General features: G+C 40.3%; 13 protein-coding genes. 6 read left to right on the top strand and 7 right to left on the bottom strand.

The window, feature by feature from the left end:
* Window positions 1-26: 26 nt before the first annotated feature.
* The 6 genes from ASF86_RS05920 (at window position 27) to ASF86_RS05895 (ending at window position 8501) form a co-directional block, all read left to right on the top strand.
* Window positions 27-980: a PDR/VanB family oxidoreductase gene (locus ASF86_RS05920; RefSeq protein WP_005040199.1), complete on the top strand. Its 954-nt coding sequence runs from the start codon at window positions 27-29 to the stop codon at window positions 978-980.
* Window positions 981-1025: 45 nt separating this feature from the next.
* On the top strand, window positions 1026-1982 hold the full coding sequence (locus ASF86_RS05915; RefSeq protein ID WP_081407564.1) for a p-hydroxyphenylacetate 3-hydroxylase reductase component: 957 nt from the start codon (window positions 1026-1028) through the stop codon (window positions 1980-1982).
* A gap of 197 nt (window positions 1983-2179) precedes the next feature.
* Complete coding sequence (gene feaR / locus ASF86_RS05910) at window positions 2180-3094, top strand: transcriptional regulator FeaR (RefSeq protein ID WP_005040201.1); 915 nt, start codon at window positions 2180-2182, stop codon at window positions 3092-3094.
* 210 nt (window positions 3095-3304) lie between these two features.
* Complete coding sequence (tynA, locus tag ASF86_RS05905; protein ID WP_081407563.1) at window positions 3305-5620, top strand: primary-amine oxidase; 2316 nt, start codon at window positions 3305-3307, stop codon at window positions 5618-5620.
* Window positions 5621-5762: 142 nt separating this feature from the next.
* A complete protein-coding gene (locus ASF86_RS05900; RefSeq protein WP_081407640.1) occupies window positions 5763-6980 on the top strand; it encodes a hypothetical protein in 1218 nt (405 codons plus the stop codon).
* 33 nt (window positions 6981-7013) lie between these two features.
* Window positions 7014-8501, top strand: a complete 1488-nt coding sequence (locus ASF86_RS05895; protein WP_056480416.1) for an NAD-dependent phenylacetaldehyde dehydrogenase — start codon at window positions 7014-7016, stop codon at window positions 8499-8501.
* A gap of 69 nt (window positions 8502-8570) precedes the next feature.
* On the opposite strand, the gene ASF86_RS05890 is transcribed toward ASF86_RS05895, so the two are convergent.
* The 7 genes from ASF86_RS05890 to catC all read right to left on the bottom strand — a co-directional run bounded on the left by ASF86_RS05890 (window position 8571) and on the right by catC (window position 16547).
* Entirely contained in the window at window positions 8571-11033 is a 2463-nt protein-coding gene (locus tag ASF86_RS05890; RefSeq protein ID WP_056480415.1) for a penicillin acylase family protein, read from the bottom strand.
* A 260-nt stretch (window positions 11034-11293) separates the two neighbouring features.
* Complete coding sequence (pcaD, locus tag ASF86_RS05885) at window positions 11294-12073, bottom strand: 3-oxoadipate enol-lactonase (protein ID WP_056480414.1); 780 nt, start codon at window positions 12071-12073, stop codon at window positions 11294-11296.
* A gap of 10 nt (window positions 12074-12083) precedes the next feature.
* On the bottom strand, window positions 12084-13298 hold the full coding sequence (gene pcaF, locus ASF86_RS05880) for a 3-oxoadipyl-CoA thiolase (protein ID WP_056480413.1): 1215 nt from the start codon (window positions 13296-13298) through the stop codon (window positions 12084-12086).
* Window positions 13299-13700: 402 nt separating this feature from the next.
* Window positions 13701-14351, bottom strand: a complete 651-nt coding sequence (locus ASF86_RS05875; RefSeq protein WP_056480411.1) for a 3-oxoacid CoA-transferase subunit B — start codon at window positions 14349-14351, stop codon at window positions 13701-13703.
* Between the two features lie 18 nt (window positions 14352-14369).
* A complete protein-coding gene (locus tag ASF86_RS05870) occupies window positions 14370-15041 on the bottom strand; it encodes a 3-oxoacid CoA-transferase subunit A (protein ID WP_056480410.1) in 672 nt (223 codons plus the stop codon).
* Between the two features lie 134 nt (window positions 15042-15175).
* Window positions 15176-16096: a catechol 1,2-dioxygenase gene (catA, locus tag ASF86_RS05865; protein ID WP_056480403.1), complete on the bottom strand. Its 921-nt coding sequence runs from the start codon at window positions 16094-16096 to the stop codon at window positions 15176-15178.
* Between the two features lie 160 nt (window positions 16097-16256).
* A complete protein-coding gene (gene catC, locus ASF86_RS05860; protein ID WP_003651954.1) occupies window positions 16257-16547 on the bottom strand; it encodes a muconolactone Delta-isomerase in 291 nt (96 codons plus the stop codon).
* Window positions 16548-16568 lie beyond the last annotated feature (21 nt).

Below are 16568 nucleotides of genomic sequence, written 5' to 3'. Positions count from 1 at the left end.
CTTAAGCATGAAAAGGGAGTTGAATCATGACTACACTTTATGATGTTGTCGTTAAAAATCGCCATGTTGAAGGTGGAAATATTGCAGTTATGGAATTTGAATCTGCAACTTCTGCAACATTGCCAAAAGTTGAAGCGGGTGCGCATATTGATGTGCACTTACCGAATGGCATGGTACGCCAATATTCACTTTGCCAAAATCCAAATGACGAAGGTAAGTTCCGCCTCGGAATTTTGCGTGACCCTGAATCACGTGGTGGATCCGTCTCGGCTTTTGATGAAATCAAAGATGGCATGCAAATTCAGGTCAGCGAGCCAAAGAATTTATTTCCACTTTTAAAAGCCAAACATAGTGTATTGATTGGTGGTGGAATTGGAATTACGCCGTTAATCACAATGGCATATCAACTTGCCTCTGAAGGCACATCCTTTGAGCTTCACTACTGTGGTGCTAGCCCTGAAAACTGTGCTTTTGTTGATGAAATTAAAAATGGTGAGTTAGCAAAATACACAACCTTCCATTTTAAATCCGAAGGTGCAAGCCACAGAGCGTTTTTTGAATCTGCCATTAAAGATATTGATCTTGAAAGCCATATTTACACGTGTGGTCCAGTCGGTTTCATGGACTGGGTGATTAACCTTGCCACGACTCACGATTTTCCTGAGCAACAAATTCACAAAGAATACTTTCAAGTCGAAACCGATACATCTGGAGATTCATTTGAGGTGGTGGCTGAGCGTAGTGGAAAAATCATTATGGTAGAGGCTGGCGAAACTATTTTGCAGGCTTTGGCTAAAGAAGGTATCGAGATTGAAATGTCTTGCGAGCAAGGCGTATGCGGAACCTGTATGTGTGATGTGATTGAAGGCGAACCTGATCATCGAGATGTTTATTTTACTGATGAAGAAAAAGCCAGCAATGAGCAAATATTGGTGTGCTGTTCGCGCTCTAAAACACCGAGGTTAGTTTTAGATATCTAATGCTCTCGCAATTTATATGGATGTAAGAGAAGGTTTAGGAGAAAGATGATGAATGTATTACAACAAATAGATGAGTTTACGGTTGATCCACTACAGTTCCGACGAGCATTAGGAAATTTTGCAACAGGCGTTACCATTGTTACTGCACAAAATGCACAAGGCGAGAAAGTTGGGGTCACCGCAAATAGTTTTAACTCGGTGTCACTCGATCCACCACTTATTTTGTGGAGTATTGATAAAAAGTCTTCAAGTTTTTCGGTATTTGAAGAAGCGACACATTTTGCCGTCAATATTTTATCGGGCACGCAAATTGAGCTGTCTAATAAGTTTTCAAGACGTAATATTGATAAATTTGCAGACACGAACTTTCAACTTGGTGCAGGAAGCGCACCAATTTTAGAAAATTGTTCTGCGGTGTTTGAGTGCGAACGTTATCAAGTGATTGAAGGCGGTGACCACTGGATTATTGTTGGTAAAGTGGTTCGTTTTCATGACCAAGGTCGAAGCCCGTTAGTTTATCATCAAGGCGCATATTCTTGTGTCATGCCGCATCCAAGCCTTCAAGTGAAACAAACTGAAGAAAATGGCGTAGATCAAACACATTATGGTCACTTATATAATAATGTCTGCTACTTGATGAGTCGTGCTTTTAAAGCTTATCAGACTGACTATATTCCTAAGCAAATGGCTTCTGGGTTCCGTACCAGTGAATCACGGCTGTTGCTGGTTTTGGCCAGTGGTACTGCTTCAACTAAAGAAGATTTACCACGAGATATTGCCATGCCAATGCAAGAGGTAGAGAGATCGGCTGAAATTTTAAAATTTGAAGGATTGCTGGTTGATCACGATAATTTGTACGCACTGACTGAGAAAGGTAAACAAACGGCGCAGTATTTGTTTGATATTGCCGATAGCCACCAAAATGAAGTGTTTAAAAAATATTCTGAGGAACAAAAGGATATTTTTATTACCATGCTGCGAGACTTTGCAGGAGTAGCATAAGCCTCATTAAGCTGATAAATTGAATTGATTTATCAGCTTCTTTACATCTAGCTGACTATAATCAAAAGAATTCCAAGGATAAGGAATTTTTGGCACACAATTTGTTTATCAATAAAACATGATTGCAAATAAGCCAAGACAGTGAACTACAGCGAAAGAAAATATTTCGCGGTGGCACGTGTATAGAGAGGTAAGGGATGAACCAATATGTAAGTGATGCATTGTTGAATTGGACACACCATATCAAGAATGTTTGCGGAAATTTTGAAACAGATTTTGACGGCACCCGTAATTTATTCATTGGGGAAGTTCAATGCTTTTTATTGGGCGATACCGAAATTGCGTTCATTAGAAATAATGCAAATAAGATTGTCCGAAAAGCCGATGAAATCGATCGAGTGAATAATCGTTTTTGTTTTTTGATTTTGCAGTATTCGGGAAAAATGCTGCTCGAGTATAAAAATGAAACGCTAAGCCTGAATGAAGGCGATATTGTGTTGGTCGATCCGGTCGAAACCATTTCGATGTACCCGCAAGGGTTAGTTAGCCAGATTTCAGTGCATTTGTCCCGTGAAAAATTACTTAAAGAAAATATTAGTACTGAATATTTTGGAAAACTGATTACTCAAAATATGAGTGGTTTTTTACTCAAGAATATTTTGAAAAACATGTCTGCTGAAAATATTAAACTCTGGTATGCAACCGAAGATGGTAATGCTTTTGAAGATGCTCTAATTGCTTTAATCAAGCCCACAATTAATTATAAAAATATTAATAGCTCAAATAATCTGATGGAAAAAGCCGAGCGCTATATTATAGAAAACTTAGCAAAACCGGATTTAACACCTAAATTAATTGCAGAACATATTGGGGTATCGCTACGTCATCTCTATCGTCTGTTTCTTCAAGAAAATTTATCGATTAACAAATATATACAGCTCAAACGTTTAGAAAAAGTAAAAGCAGATTTACTCGATAAAAGAAATAAACAAAGCTCGATTACCCAAATTGCTTTGAAATGGGGCTTCTGGGATGGCGCGCATTTTTCAAAAATATTTAAGAAGACTTATGGTATTTCTCCTAAAGAATTTAGAGAGGGTATGTCGGCTTAAACCTTTCATCTCTTGATGTCATTTTTAGACAAGTTCTGGGTCATTCCTGAACAAGCTAGCCCTATGTAACTGTGTTGAAATTAAATTCATTAGAGCAGGTTAGATAAGCTTAATAACTATAGAACTATTAAGTTGGTCTAATGAATTTCACTCACATGGAAGTGCATTTTTAACTGTCTGATTCAGATAGTTCAGGGATAGATGAAAAGGATGAAACCAATGCGTAAACAACGATTATTGAATGACATACAAAAAATATTGGCACTTAACTTATCAATAGCTGCTAGCTTTTGGGGATTAAATACTCAAGCTTATGCTCATGGTGGAAAGGCCGAAATGGTCTCACTTTATCAAAACATGAGTGAGCAGGGCGCCAAAGTTGTAAAAGATGATTTTACCAATACTTATATGATCACCAAAGGTTCTATGGTGGTTCGAGCCAAACCCAATTCAGATCAGGTTTTGGTGAATGGCAAACCTTTCAAGCTCAGCGTGCCTTTATTAATTAAAGATGGTAAACCTGTTATTGGAAAAGACTTTTTTAATGAAGTATTTCAGTCTGGTTTAGATCAAACTTTTAAAGTTGAAAATACCTTTCATCCTCTTAATAGTTTAAATTCTGACGAAATTAAAAAGGCATTTGATGTCATTAATCGCTCGAAATACGCCTATAAAAATATGCGTTTTGCCGAGTTAAAGTTAAAAGAACCAGAAAAAGCCAAAGTTTGGGATTACTTTATCAATCACAAAGAATTTAAAGACGCTCGAATTGCATCTTTCATTTTGTTAAAGGGCAATCAAGCGATTGAAGGTGAAGTTAATCTTAACACTCAACAAGTCACCAAATGGAATGTCCTTAAAGACACCCATGGAATGGTGTTGCTCGATAATTTTGAGGCCGTACAACGCGTAATTGAGACAAGTAAAGAATATCAGGAAGCTTTACGCAAACGCGGCATCACAGATGTGAAGAAAGTGATTGCTACACCACTGACCGTTGGATATTTTGGTGGTAAAGATGGACTGGATAAACAACTCAATATATTAAAAGTTGTTGCTTACCTCGATGTCGGTGATGGTAACTACTGGGCGCATCCTATTGAAAATTTAGTTGCTGTAGTTGATTTAGATAAAGAAAAAATTATTAAGATTGAAGAAGATGCGATCATTCCTGTGCCAATGGCAAATCGACCTTATATGTCGAATAAGCCAGTAGCAAGTAAGTTAAAACCACTCAATATTACTGAACCTGAGGGCAAAAACTTTAGTATTACCGGTCAAACTATACATTGGGGGAACTGGTGTTTACATGTAGCGTTAGATTCTCGTGTTGGCTTACAGCTTTCAACGGTGACCTATAAAGATAAAGGCGTTAAGCGTAAAGTTATGTATGAAGGTAACCTTGGTGGAATGGTGGTCCCATATGGTGACCCTGATATTGGATGGTACTTCAAATCTTATTTGGACTCTGGCGAATATGGTATGGGAACACTCACATCATCTATTATTCCGGGAACTGATGCACCAGAAAATGCGGTTTTACTTGATGCTGTGATTGCAGACTACAAAGGCCAGCCACAAGTAATTCCAAATGCCATTGCTGTATTTGAACGTTATGCTGGGCCTGAATATAAACATCACGAAATTTTTGGCAATCAAGATGCCAGTGAAGCACGCCGTGAACTTGTTGTGCGCTGGATTAGTACCGTGGGTAACTATGATTACATGTTTGATTGGGTATTTGCCCAAAATGGTGTAATTGGGATTAACGCGGGTGCAACGGGTATTGAAGCTGTTAAAGGCGTTAAATCACGCACCATGCATGACAGTACCGCCAAAGAAGACACCAAATATGGAACTTTAATTGACCATAATATTGTGGGTACAACGCATCAACACATCTATAACTTCCGCTTAGATATGGATGTAGACGGGGAAAACAACAGCTTTATGCATATGGACCCTGTGGTGAAAGCCAATGACAAAGGTGGTGTTCGTACAAGCTCAATGCAAATTGATAGTAAAGTGATTAGTAATGAGCAAAATGCGGCTGAAAAATTTGATCCATCCACTATTCGCTTACTCACGAATTTCAACAAGGAAAATAAATTAGGTAATCCAGTTTCTTACCAACTTATTCCGTTTGCGGGTGGCACACACCCTGTTGCGAAAGGTGCTAATTTCTCTAAAGATGAATGGTTATTTAAACGTTTGAACTTTATGGATAAGCAAATTTGGGTGACTCAGTACAATCCAGACGAACGCTACCCTGAAGGTAAATATTCAAACCGCTCTACTCATGATACAGGGTTAGGACAATTCATTGGCAACAATGAAAATATTGAAAATAAAGACCTTGTGGTGTGGATGACAACTGGTACAACCCATGTGGCACGTGCTGAAGAATGGCCAATCATGCCTACAGAGTGGGTCAATACGCTCATCAAACCTTGGAACTTCTTTGACAACACCCCGACTTTAAACTTGGGCGAAGAAAAGCAAAACACGCAGCACGACCATCACTAAAAATGTGCATGGGCCAGAATGGGTAACGAATAAGTTACCCATTCCTGAGCGCTGGTAAGCCGTTCGCAAAAAGGAATTCTGTATGAAAACTCTACTTTCTCAAGTGATGAGAGGGACTCTCTTTGTCTCATTTTTTTCAACTGTGCATGCTGGTGAGCTTGAAATTAAACCGACTTTTGAAGCAACTTTTGGGGCTTTTAGCAGCGGTAAAAGTTACAACGGTGAAAACCTAGATGACGAAAGAATAAATTGGCAAGAAGGCCATCTTAAATATGGTGCTAAGGGTCAATATACCTTTAAAAACAATCAGCTATATGCAAGCTTGAGCGGTATTAGCTCGGCAACATTTGGTGATGGTGATGCAGGCCAAAATAGTAATGGCAAAGAACGTAAAACAGATGTAAATGAATGGATCATTGGCTTTAAAGACGGTACCAATAAAGATGAGTTGACTACCTATGATTTAAGTATTGGTCGACAAAATATCATGATTGGTGATGGTTTTTTCATTGCGGGTGATGCATTAAATCTCGGCAAACCTCCAGCAGATGGTGCCTTAGACCGAGGCGGGGCATATTATCTGGCAGCACGACGCAGCTTTGATTTTACAAGTTTGCTTCAGTACAAACCGCAAGAGAATACAACGCTAAAACTGGCTTATTTAAAATCGAATAATAAAGCACAATTTTCATCTGAACTCTTTGTAACTGATCTGATGTATCAGCTTAAAGATAAGGGCGTTGGGTTTACTTACTTAAATGTATTAGACCTTAAAGATGCTGAACAAGTTTCAGGACGACAAGACCTTAAAAATTATGCTTTGCGGTTAAATTATCAACCTTTACCAGAGCTACAAGTTAAGTCTGAGTTTGTTATTCAAGATAAAAAAGATAGTCAAGAAAATGCAGGTTATGTAGGGCTGAACTATAACTTTTTATCTTCAAAATATACGCCCTCATTAGGTTACCGTTTTAGCCATTTTTCAGACCAATACGATCCCATGTTTTATGGAAATACGGTCGGTTTTGGCACATGGTTTCAGGGCGAAGTTGCCGGAAATTATGCTGGCCCATTTAATAAAAATGCAGATATCCATCAAGTCTCTTACAGTATGAATCTAAAAGAAAATTTTATGTTAGGTGCGTTGGCCTATAAGTTCAAAACAGTAAATAAGTCTTTAAGTAATGTCGATGGACATGAGCTGGATGTGTTCTCGGTTTGGGCCGTCAATAAAAAACTTAACGTTATTCCGTTGGTTGGACTCTATAAGCCTAAACAGGATATCCAGAGTGGCGGCACTCAAAACTACGATGACAAAACCAATGTGTATGCGCAGTTGATTCTGCAATACATCTATTAATAGATCCTTTTAAGTGAATTGAGAGAAATAAAAATGAGTGAAGTTCAGATTTTAGCAAGCGTACAGCAATTTATGGCACGTCAACATGGACATTTTATTGATGGAAAATTAGTTGCTGCTGAGCATTTAGATAAAGTAGATATTGTAAATCCATCGACTGAACAAGTTGTTGCTCAAATTAGTATTGGTAGTCAACACGATGTCGAAAGTGCCGTGAAAAGTGCTGAACATGCTTTTCAAAATGCTTGGGCCGAAACTACGCCGTATGAACGTGGCGTTAAACTAAACAAGTTAGCAGATTTAATTGAGCAATATGGTGAAGAACTTGCTCAGCTTGAGTCGTTATCTACCGGAAAACTCATCAATATTTCCCGTCATCTTGAAGTCGCACAATCTGTTATTTTCTTAAGATATTTTGCAGGGTGGGCAACCAAAATTAATGGCCAAACCATGCAACCTTCTATTCCATCAATACAAGGTGAAAAATATACGGCCTTTACTTTAAGACAACCGATTGGTGTAGTCGCAGGCATCGTGCCTTGGAATTTTTCACTGATGATTGGTGTTTGGAAAATTGGGTCAGCTTTAACAACTGGCTGTACCATTGTGCTTAAGCCAAGTGAGTTTGCCAGCTTGTCTTTATTACGGTTAGCCGAACTTGCCATTGAGGCAGGTATTCCAGCTGGTGTGATTAATGTGGTTACGGGTAAAGGGGATACAGGACAATATTTAATTGAATCGCCGTTAGTTAAGAAAGTCTCATTTACAGGTTCAGTACCAACAGGCATTGCCATTGGTAAGCTCGCGATGAGCAGTGATTTAACCCGCGTAAGTCTAGAGTTGGGTGGTAAAAATGCCATAGCCATCTTGGCTGATGCAAATATCGATGAGATTTTACCAACTTTGTTGCAAGCAACTTTTGTGCATCAAGGTCAAGTTTGCGCATCTCCAGAGCGTTTTTTTGTACATCACACAAAATATGATGAATTAGTCGAAAAGCTATCCAAAGCACTCTCTGGTTTCAAAATTGGATCGGCTATGGATGAAGGAAGTATGTTTGGCCCACTGTCTAATCAGCCACACTTTCATAAAGTGAAATATTATTTAGATATGGCAAAAGCCAACAACCAGATTATTGCAGGTGGTGAGGCTTTAGATCAGACAGGATATTTTGTACAGCCAACTTTGATTTCCTTCAAAAATACTGATGATCCATTATTTTCAGAGGAGACCTTTGGACCAGTAGTCGGAGTAATGCCGTTTGAAACTGATGAAGAACTTATTCAGCTGATGAATCAGTCACGCTTTGGTTTAACTGCAAGTATTTGGACAAATGATCTGTCTAAAGCCTTACGTTTAATTCCTAAGATTGAAGCAGGGACCTTGTGGGTGAATATGCATACGTTCTTAGATCCATCAGTTCCATTTGGTGGTGTGAAAGCTTCAGGAATTGGCAGAGAGTTTTCAGATGCATTTATTGAAGATTACACCGAATTAAAATCGGTCATGATTCGGTATTAAGCTAATAAAGAGGTTTGTCATTTTATAAATAACAAACCTCTATCTTTAAAAAATAAGTTGGGCAAAAAATTAATAGTTTAAAGTTATGCTTTGTTGAGTTGATTGGTCGATTTGCTTTTGGCTAACGGCATCCTCTTTACATTTATAACTTTCAAATAAAGGAAGCTGATCAGCAAAGTGAGCATCAGGTTTTCCATTTTGATTGATAAAGCCACTTTGTCCAGGAGCTAAAATTGAACACATAGTGACTTGATTTGGATTTAAAACCACTCTGAAGGTTGCACTTCCCGTATTTCCATAAGTGCTGAGCTGTTGTTGATGTGATGGGTCAGCCCATGGAATACCTACCGAATTTTTGCTAGAAAAGCCCATCGTTGCTACCGGAATTTTCCAATCATTCGAGTCGGTAGAGTGATATTGTTTTGAAAGTTCATTAAGCGCGTTTTCTAAAGCTTTTAGCACAACCTCATCTGGTGTTTGTCCTTTTAAGAAATCAACCTGTTGAGGAACGCTTGCTTGTTTTCCTTGCAGTGCATTCCAAATTAATTTCGATGCACTTGCAGGTTGTGCGCTTCGTGGATCATTATTTACCGGATAAAGCATATCGGTATAACGCTTATAAATATTCTCTGAAAGGTTAGGTTTGAGTACCAGTTCAATCATTTGATTGAGCCATACACGTGTAATTGCTGGTGCTGCACCTTGATAATATTTTGCTTCGCTATCTGGACTTAATTTAAGGTCCCAATTGGCAAGTAAAGGAGCTATTTTTTTTGCTAATGGAGAAGCTTTAGGACTCTGTGCAGCTTGAATCATATAAGGCACAAAATAGCGGGCATTTAAATCAGACCATGCTGCCGTTTTATTAATTTCCCAAATTTCTTGCTGACTCAGTTTAGGTTTACTTTCTAGAGGTTCAAGCAGTTCATTGACCCGATCAACATAAGAAAAGTTTGATGAATCTGAGCGTAAGCCAGCATATGCCTTATTATTCCAGCTTGTAACATATCCTTTTTGCGGATTGTATTCTTTAGGGTTATGTGAGAAGTCATAAAAACCTTGCCACTCCATTGAACCATCGCCTTTAGCAGGAAGCTGAATATGCTGGTTTTCAGAGCGAATAGGTAAGCGGCCTAAAGCAGCAACACCAATATTATCTTTAGTATCGGCGTAGAACCAAGTTATAGATGCAGCGACACGTTTGGCTTGATTAAGAAACTCATCCCAATTAGTGGCCTTCGCGGCATTCGCCCATCCTAATAAAGTTTCAATTTCAACGCCTTCCCAGCTACGTTTTTGTGCATACGCCGTATGGTTATTTTCATCCCATGTACTTACAAAACCTTGTTTGCTCTTATAAATATCTAAAACATGGTCAGCTTGATTCTTAACTTTTATTTTTATTTGTTTGTGCTCGAATGGAATATAAGTCCCTTTATATAAATATTCTTTTGAATCGCTCGGATTTAAAGTGAGTTGGTAAATATCGTTAGTATCGAGCGAACCAACGGTAGAGCCCCATGCTATTTTTCCATTGGTTCCAAATAAAATTGCAGGTAATCCAACGGGAGTAATGCCAGTCAAATTATAGCCAGCACCATGTAAACCAATGCTATAGGTGATTGCTGGTGTATACCATCCTTGTTGGGGGCCATTATATAAAACTGCTTGACCTTCAATAGTCTTATCGCCTTTTAAAACCCAAGCATTACTTGCAGTCGGTACACCATCTACCACACTTTTACCTAAAGCAATGCGAGCTTGAGCTAAATAGGTTTTTGCTGCCTTATTTGAGATGGGGCTAATGTTTTTAATTATTTGCTGTTGGCGCACTACTAACCGTGGTTTTTGTGCAGATTGAATAATGGTCGGAGCGCTTGGGTCATCTAGCCAGCGTAATTGTTGATAGATTTTAAGACCTTCTTCTTGGCCTTTTTCTTTTTGTAGTTGTGTGAGTAAATCTAAATTTGAGACTTCAGAACTTGCCGAAAAGAAGCGATTTAAAATTAAGCCCACCCAAACCATAGCAATATCTTCTGTTTGCCACGTAGAGGGCTTAAAACCATGATCTGTGAACTCTTTAGGCATAAGAGCTGGATCAGCTAAAACTTCTTTAACCCGTTTATTAAAACCTGCGGCATAACCTTCAAAAATTGCTCGGTCTTCCGGTGAGAGCGCAGCAAGTTGCTGTTTAATATTTTCTGGGTCAAAACGGCTATGTGTAGCAATATCAAATTGAAGATAGTCGGGTCCGAGCACCTCAGCAACAGTACCTCGTCCTGTACGTTTTGACATTTCCATCTGGAATAATCGATCGGTCGCTACCGAATATCCATAACCGTAGAAAAGTCCATAGGTATCATTTGCATATACATGGGGCGTACCAAAGTTATCGCGCTTAATCGTGATCTGCTTTTGTGTTGGCGTTGGGTCTAAACTTGATGAAGAATTACAACCCGCTAAAAGCGCACCTAAAAGTAATGTTCCATATTTAATTAAAGGATGTGTAGGGTAAAGCTGAGAGTTCAGCATAGGTATGTTCAATTTAGATATCCTTACTTTCATTGTGATGAAAAAGTGAACGATTTAAGAATTTTCTTAGATTCACTTCACTGATGAACAAGCCCTGTTCATGAATTTAAAATACTGTTATTTATCCATGTAATTTTCCATTACATTTGAGGTATATATTTATACCTTCTCGAACAAGTTATTTAGATTTTTATTTTGAGTTAATAAAAAAAGGCCATGATTGGCCTTTTTAGAAATGAATGAAGTTTATAAAAACTAAATTAGCTCACTAAAAAATCTTTTAAGATTTTATTAAAAGCTTCTGGCTGCTCTACATTCGAAATATGAGAGGCATCTATTTCTGCAAGTTTTGATTGCGGAATGCGTTGCTGCATAAATTCACCATCTGCAACAGTCGTTACTGGGTCTTGAGTTCCAGTAATCACTAATACTGGAACTTTGATGTCTTTTAACTGCTCACGGACATCCGCTTTAGCCAAAGCCTCACAACAATTGGCATAACCCATTGCGCTGCCAGCACTTAAGTCGTTACACAGGTTGTTGACAATTGAAGCGTGACTTTGGATAAAGGGATCTGTAAACCATCGCGAAGCTGCTGTGGCTGCGATCGGTTGTAAACCTTGCTCACGTACTAATTTTGCACGGTCAAGCCATGCCTGTTCTTGCCCAATTTTAGCAGCAGTATTTGCTACAACTACATGACTAAAACGGTCAGGGTAGTGAATTGCAAGCCATTGACCCGTTAAACCGCCCATTGAAATACCACAAAAAGCAGCTTTGCTAATATTCAGATGGACGAGTAAACGGACAACATCTTGACCTAATTGCTCTACAGTGTATGGGCCGTCAGGTGTAGATGATGAACCGTGACCACGTGTGTCATAGCAGATCACAAAAAATTGATCTTTTAACTCGTTAAACTGTTTTTGCCACATGCCATAGTTGGTGCCCAAAGAATTGGAAAACACCAAAGCAGGGGAAGATGACTCACCAAAGGTTTGATAGTTAATTTGTGCATCGGCAGATTGAAAAGATGGCATTTGTTTCTCCTTAAAGTGCTTCAACACGTTCAATAATTAAAGCGATCCCTTGACCCACACCAATACACATTGAACATAAGGCATAGCGTCCGCCTGTTTGCTCAAGCTGGTTTAAGGCTGTAGTCACTAGGCGTGCACCTGACGCACCAAGCGGATGACCCAATGCAATTGCACCACCGTTTGGATTGACCTTGTCAGAATCATCTGGCAAACCTAAATCACGGGTCACTGCCAAAGCCTGTGCAGCAAAGGCTTCATTTAACTCAATGACATCCATCTGCTCTAAAGTCAGGTTGGCTTGTTTAAGAAGCTTTTTGATTGCAGGTGCCGGAGCAAAACCCATAATACGTGGTTCTACACCGACTGCTGTTGAAGCAATGATCTTGGCACGCGGTTTGAGGTTATAAGCTTGAACTGCATCATCAGAAGCAATAAGCAATGCGGCTGCACCATCGTTAATGCCTGAAGCATTACCCGCAGTCACACTACCATCTGCTTTAACAACTGGTTTAAGCTTGCTTAAACCTTCAAGTGTGGTCGATGCACGTGGATGTTCATCGGTATCAATCACAACAGCATCACCCTTACGCTGAGGGACTTCAATTGCCACGATTTCTTTAGAAAAAAAGCCTTTGGCTTGCGCGCTTGCGGTGCGTTGTTGGCTAACCAAGGCAAACTGGTCCTGATCTGCACGATTTACGTTGAATTGTTCAGCGACGTTTTCGGCAGTCTGAGGCATGGTGTCAACACCATATAATTCTTTAAGTTTTGGGTTAATGAAACGCCAGCCCATGGTGGTGTCTTCAATCTTCTGGCTACGACCAAAAGCACTGTCTGACTTACCCATCACATAAGGTGCGCGGCTCATGCTTTCTACACCACCTGCAATCACCAAGTTCGCTTCACCTGCTTTAATCGCACGGGCAGCAATGGCAATCGCATCGAGTGATGAACCACATAAACGGTTAATAGTGGTCGCTGGAACCTGATACGGTAAACCAGCTAGAAGTGCTGACATACGACCAACATTGCGGTTGTCTTCACCGGCTTGGTTGGCACAGCCATAGATCACATCATCGACCTGTTCCCAATCTACATTCGGGTTACGCTGCATGAGTGCTTTAATCGGCACAGCGCCAAGGTCATCGGTACGAACAGGAGCAAGACCACCGGCGTAACGACCGAATGGAGTACGGATGGCATCGATGATATAAGCGTTTTTCATTCTAACTTTTGTCCTTTACTTCGGGCCTTTGAGCCATTCTCCGTAGGTATTTCGCGGTGGCGACATGGATGTCGCCTCGTTGCTCAGCACAACAGGGATGTTGTGTCTGAGTAACAAAGGTTTTTGGTTACTTTTTTAAAAAAGTGACATGAATTAGCTAGTGGTATCTGACTTAAACAGGTAGGACTCCGTCGTGATGATCTATAAATTTTCATATCAACGAATGACATCACAGCTGTAATTTACCGTGATATACGTAGGTCTGGTGTATAAGCGATACCTTACTTTTGAAAGGTCAAAAGTAACAAAAACCTTTGTTGAACAGAGGAGGCTTCCTTGCCTCCCTGTCCAACGGGCGACATCCATGTCGCCTGTCACGATAGTGAATATATTTTTAAAAACTTAAACCGTTGCATCAATCAAAGTTGCACCTGTTAAAGCTTGCAACTCTTCAAAGCTAAGACCTTCCACTTTCTCAATCACTTTCAAACCATCTTTGGTCACATCAATCACACAAAGGTCGGTGTAAATACGGTCCACACAGTGCTTGCCCGTAACCGGATAGCTCAACTCAGCGACAATCTTCGGTTCACCTTGCTTGGTCACATGATCTGTGGTGATAAATACCTTTTTAGCACCCACAGCTAAGTCCATTGCACCACCCACCGCAGGAATCGCATCCGGTGCACCGGTATGCCAGTTGGCCAAGTCACCATTCGCTGCAACCTGAAATGCGCCAAGCACTGCAATATCAAGGTGACCACCACGCATCATGGCAAATGAGTCGCCATGATGGAAAAAGCTGCCACCTTCAAGCATGGTCACAAATTCTTTACCCGCATTAATCAGTTCAGGGTCTTCTTCACCTGCCGCTGGTGGTGGCCCAAAAGCCAATAAACCATTTTCAGAATGAAGGAAAATATCTTTGTCATTAGGTAAATAGCTTGCGATCTTGGTGGGTAAGCCAATACCCAAGTTCACATATGCACCATCTGGAATGTCTTGTGCCACACGTTTTGCAATCTGGTCACGGCTGAGTTTTTGGTAGCTCATGTTATTTCTCCTTATTGCTTATTGTGCGGGCGCTACTTGTACAACATGCTGTACAAAAATACCTGGGGTAATAATGTGCTCTGGATCTAATCCACCTAGCTCAACTACCTCAGAGACTTGAACAATAGTGACATCAGCCGCCATAGCCATAATTGGGCCAAAGTTACGTGCAGATTTACGGTAAACCAGATTGCCCCAGCGGTCGCCCTTGTGGGCTTTAATTAAGGCAAAGTCAGCTTTAATTGGATATTCGAGTACGTAGTCTTTACCATCAATCTCACGGGTTTCTTTGCCTTCAGCTAAAAGCGTTCCAAAGCCTGTTGGGGTAAATACAGCGCCTAATCCCATACCTGCTGCCTGAATACGGCACGCCAGATTACCTTGGGGTACTACTTCAAGCTCTACTTTTCCGGCACGGTACAGCTCATCAAACACATAAGAATCTGACTGACGTGGGAAAGAACAAATCACTTTTTTAACTGAACCGGCTTTAAGTAGCTTAGCCAGACCGTAATCGCCATTACCGGCATTGTTGCTAACAATAGTCAGGCCTTTAACACCGAGTTCAATAAGACCGTCAATGAGTTCAGCGGGTTGTCCTGCGGTACCAAAACCACCAATCAGGATGGTTGCACCATCTTTAATCTGCGATAGAACCTCGCTAAGTGAGGACTTACTTTTGTCAATCATGTGAGAAACCTTAGAGCATGAGGTAACGTGATGTATTACTACCGCTAAAAATTTATCTAAATTCTTAAGGGTAGTAATAAATGGAATAAATTTTGTGAGTCAAAAGTGAACTTTTAACTCACATACACTTTCAATTAAGCGCTAGCGCGACGACGTTCAACTTCAGTTGAAGGTGCAGCAGCGGCATCTTTCACAAGTTCGATGTTAAATGTGATGTGTTTGAAAGCGTGATCTAAACCACGGCGTTGAATTTCAGCAGGGTCAGTTACATCAACTGCTGTTGCAACTAAACCGTCACGAGTAGCGAAGGCAAAGTCATCCCATAAGTACTCATCACCCTCAATGTTGAATTGAGTAGTCAGCTTGCGGAAACCTGGCGCAGAAACGAAGTAGTGAACGTGAGATGGACGGTTACCATGACGGCCTAATTTGTTAAGAAGGGCTTGAGTTGTACCTTCTGGAGGGCAACCATAACCAACAGGCATAGTCGTTAGCGCAACATATTTACCATCAGCATCAGTCAAAATACTACGGCGTAAGTTAAAGTCAGATTGAGACTTATCAAAGAATGAATAGTTACCTAAACTATTGGCATGCCATACTTCAACTTTAGCATTTTCAATGATATTGCCATCAGTATCGGTTACCGTACCTTCAATAATTAAGGTATCGATTTTGCCAGATTCAGTACCATCATCCATACGTGCAAAACCAACTGATTCAGGCGCGCCAGCTACGTAAAGTGGACCTTCGATGGTACGAGGTGTGCCACCACTAACACCAGCTTTTGCATCTGCTTCATCTGCACGTAAATCAAGATAGTGCTCTAGACCTAAGCCAGCCGCCAAAAGACCAAGTTCGTTTGCTTGACCAGCGTCTGTGAAATATTCCAAACCTTTCCATACTTCTGAAGGTTGGATGTCTAAATCTTCGATGGCTTGAAATAAATCCCCAAGAAGGCGCACTACAATTTGCTGAACACGTGCATCAACTTCGCCTTTAGCTGTGTCGACATTCATTTGTTTTACAAGCGCATCAATTTGTTGACGGTTCATACTAAAACTCCTTAAGTATGCAATACGGTTTTGGGTGGCAGCGCTGCGGGCATTTTGTTTTGCTAGCGAATAAGTGCCGCCACGTTCCTTGTTACCTTCTGAATAATCTGCTTGGTTTTTAAATGGACTTCAGAGATCACATTTAAAAAAATCTTCTGGTTTACGAATCATCATCACGAACAGATGAAGGGTGACGATTAAGTGCCATCACTTCGATGTTCATGTAAGGATAAAGCGGTAATCCCTGTAAAATATTGTGCAACTCTTCATTGCTCTCTACATCAAAAATACTGATGTTTGAATACTGGCCTGTAACTCGCCAGATGTGACGCCATTTACCTTGACGTTGCAGATCTTGCGAATAAGCCTTTTCAACGGCCTTAATTTCATTTGCTTTGTCGGCTGGCATATCAAGTGGAATATGCACATCCATACGTACATGAAATAACATGGGAAACTCCTTATCCTGTTG

Origin of the sequence: Acinetobacter sp. Leaf130 (genome assembly GCF_001423205.1) — a bacterium.
GTDB lineage: Bacteria > Pseudomonadota > Gammaproteobacteria > Pseudomonadales > Moraxellaceae > Acinetobacter > Acinetobacter calcoaceticus.
The sequence above is the reverse complement of the archived record's forward strand: the minus strand, read 5'-3'. Positions and strand labels throughout refer to the sequence as shown.

What these genes read in the sequence shown, in the direction of transcription:
- ASF86_RS05890 (WP_056480415.1), bottom strand. Translation starts at nt 11,033, where the DNA reads ATGCTGAACTCTCAGCTTTACCCTACACATCCTTTAATTAAATATGGA.
- pcaD (WP_056480414.1), bottom strand. Translation starts at nt 12,073, where the DNA reads ATGCCATCTTTTCAATCTGCCGATGCACAAATTAACTATCAAACCTTT.
- ASF86_RS05920 (WP_005040199.1), top strand. Translation starts at nt 27, where the DNA reads ATGACTACACTTTATGATGTTGTCGTTAAAAATCGCCATGTTGAAGGT.
- catC (WP_003651954.1), bottom strand. Translation starts at nt 16,547, where the DNA reads ATGTTATTTCATGTACGTATGGATGTGCATATTCCACTTGATATGCCA.
- catA (WP_056480403.1), bottom strand. Translation starts at nt 16,096, where the DNA reads ATGAACCGTCAACAAATTGATGCGCTTGTAAAACAAATGAATGTCGAC.
- feaR (WP_005040201.1), top strand. Translation starts at nt 2,180, where the DNA reads ATGAACCAATATGTAAGTGATGCATTGTTGAATTGGACACACCATATC.
- ASF86_RS05875 (WP_056480411.1), bottom strand. Translation starts at nt 14,351, where the DNA reads ATGAGCTACCAAAAACTCAGCCGTGACCAGATTGCAAAACGTGTGGCA.
- ASF86_RS05895 (WP_056480416.1), top strand. Translation starts at nt 7,014, where the DNA reads ATGAGTGAAGTTCAGATTTTAGCAAGCGTACAGCAATTTATGGCACGT.
- ASF86_RS05870 (WP_056480410.1), bottom strand. Translation starts at nt 15,041, where the DNA reads ATGATTGACAAAAGTAAGTCCTCACTTAGCGAGGTTCTATCGCAGATT.
- pcaF (WP_056480413.1), bottom strand. Translation starts at nt 13,298, where the DNA reads ATGAAAAACGCTTATATCATCGATGCCATCCGTACTCCATTCGGTCGT.
- tynA (WP_081407563.1), top strand. Translation starts at nt 3,305, where the DNA reads ATGAAACCAATGCGTAAACAACGATTATTGAATGACATACAAAAAATA.
- ASF86_RS05915 (WP_081407564.1), top strand. Translation starts at nt 1,026, where the DNA reads ATGATGAATGTATTACAACAAATAGATGAGTTTACGGTTGATCCACTA.